The organism is Cupriavidus sp. AU9028, assembly GCF_019795295.1.
GTDB lineage: Bacteria > Pseudomonadota > Gammaproteobacteria > Burkholderiales > Burkholderiaceae > Cupriavidus.
Genome location: NZ_JAIMCG010000037.1, coordinates 1 through 1,041 on the forward strand (window position 1 = coordinate 1; position 1,041 = coordinate 1,041).

Here is a 1,041-nt window from a genome sequence, read left to right on the forward strand (position 1 = left end):
CTTATGCCTGGTGACCATAGCAAGTCGGAACCACCCCTTCCCATCCCGAACAGGACCGTGAAACGACTTCGCGCCGATGATAGTGCGGACTACCCGTGTGAAAGTAGGTCATCGCCAGGCTCTTATTAAGAAACGCCCCAGATCCATCCGGTCTGGGGCGTTTTGCTTTGCGGCGCCAGCCAGGACGCGCTGGGCGCCGTCCACCCTCGAAGGCCTGGCAGGCGCCTCCTGGAGGCCTTCCGCGGGCCCCTATAGGGTGAGAGGGTATCGTTTTCACGATACCTGCGAAGATGGACCGCCACGGGCTACCGCAGCCCGGACCGCAACCCCCAGCGTCGCCTCGTTCCTGTTCTTGTGAACGAAAACGCTTGACAGCGATAGGCGGTTACACCATAATCGCAAGTTCTCTGCGGAGAGGTGCCCGAGTGGCTAAAGGGGGCAGACTGTAAATCTGTTGGCTTACGCCTACGTTGGTTCGAATCCAACCCTCTCCACCAGAATACAAAGCAGCAGCAATCCGGGATGGTCCGGTGAAGTGAAGTGGCCCGGGCGGGTGTAGCTCAATGGTAGAGCAGAAGCCTTCCAAGCTTACGACGAGGGTTCGATTCCCTTCACCCGCTCCATAAGACGGATCGCTGTTCGCAATCCAGGTTTTGCCCATGTGGCTCAGTGGTAGAGCACTCCCTTGGTAAGGGAGAGGTCGGCAGTTCGATCCTGCCCATGGGCACCAAATACCGCACTGGCAATATCGCTACCGAGACAGGAGTCGCGAAATGGCAAAGGAAAAGTTCGAGCGGACTAAGCCGCACGTGAACGTTGGTACGATTGGTCACGTTGACCACGGCAAGACGACGCTGACGGCAGCGATCGCGACCGTGCTGGCAGCGAAGTTCGGCGGTGCGGCCAAGAAGTACGACGAAATCGACGCAGCGCCGGAAGAGAAGGCACGCGGCATTACCATCAACACCGCGCACGTCGAGTACGAGACGGCCAACCGTCACTACGCGCACGTTGACTGCCCGGGCCACGCCGACTACGTCA

General features: G+C 59.4%; 1 protein-coding gene, 3 tRNA genes and 1 rRNA gene. All 5 read left to right on the top strand.

Translation table 11 applies throughout. The annotated features are described in order from the left end of the window. The first annotated feature begins 6 nt into the window (after nt 1-6). Nucleotides 7-120: ribosomal RNA gene (gene rrf, locus K6V06_RS20540) — 5S ribosomal RNA — on the top strand. A 291-nt stretch (nt 121-411) separates the two neighbouring features. Continuing rightward, a tRNA-Tyr gene (locus tag K6V06_RS20545) sits at nt 412-497 on the top strand. A gap of 52 nt (nt 498-549) precedes the next feature. Continuing rightward, nucleotides 550-623: transfer RNA gene (locus tag K6V06_RS20550), tRNA-Gly, on the top strand. A 32-nt stretch (nt 624-655) separates the two neighbouring features. Further along, nucleotides 656-730, top strand: a tRNA-Thr gene (locus K6V06_RS20555). A gap of 43 nt (nt 731-773) precedes the next feature. Next, on the top strand, nt 774-1,041 hold a 268-nt coding region (locus K6V06_RS20560), incomplete at its 3' end, for a GTP-binding protein (RefSeq protein ID WP_255582003.1).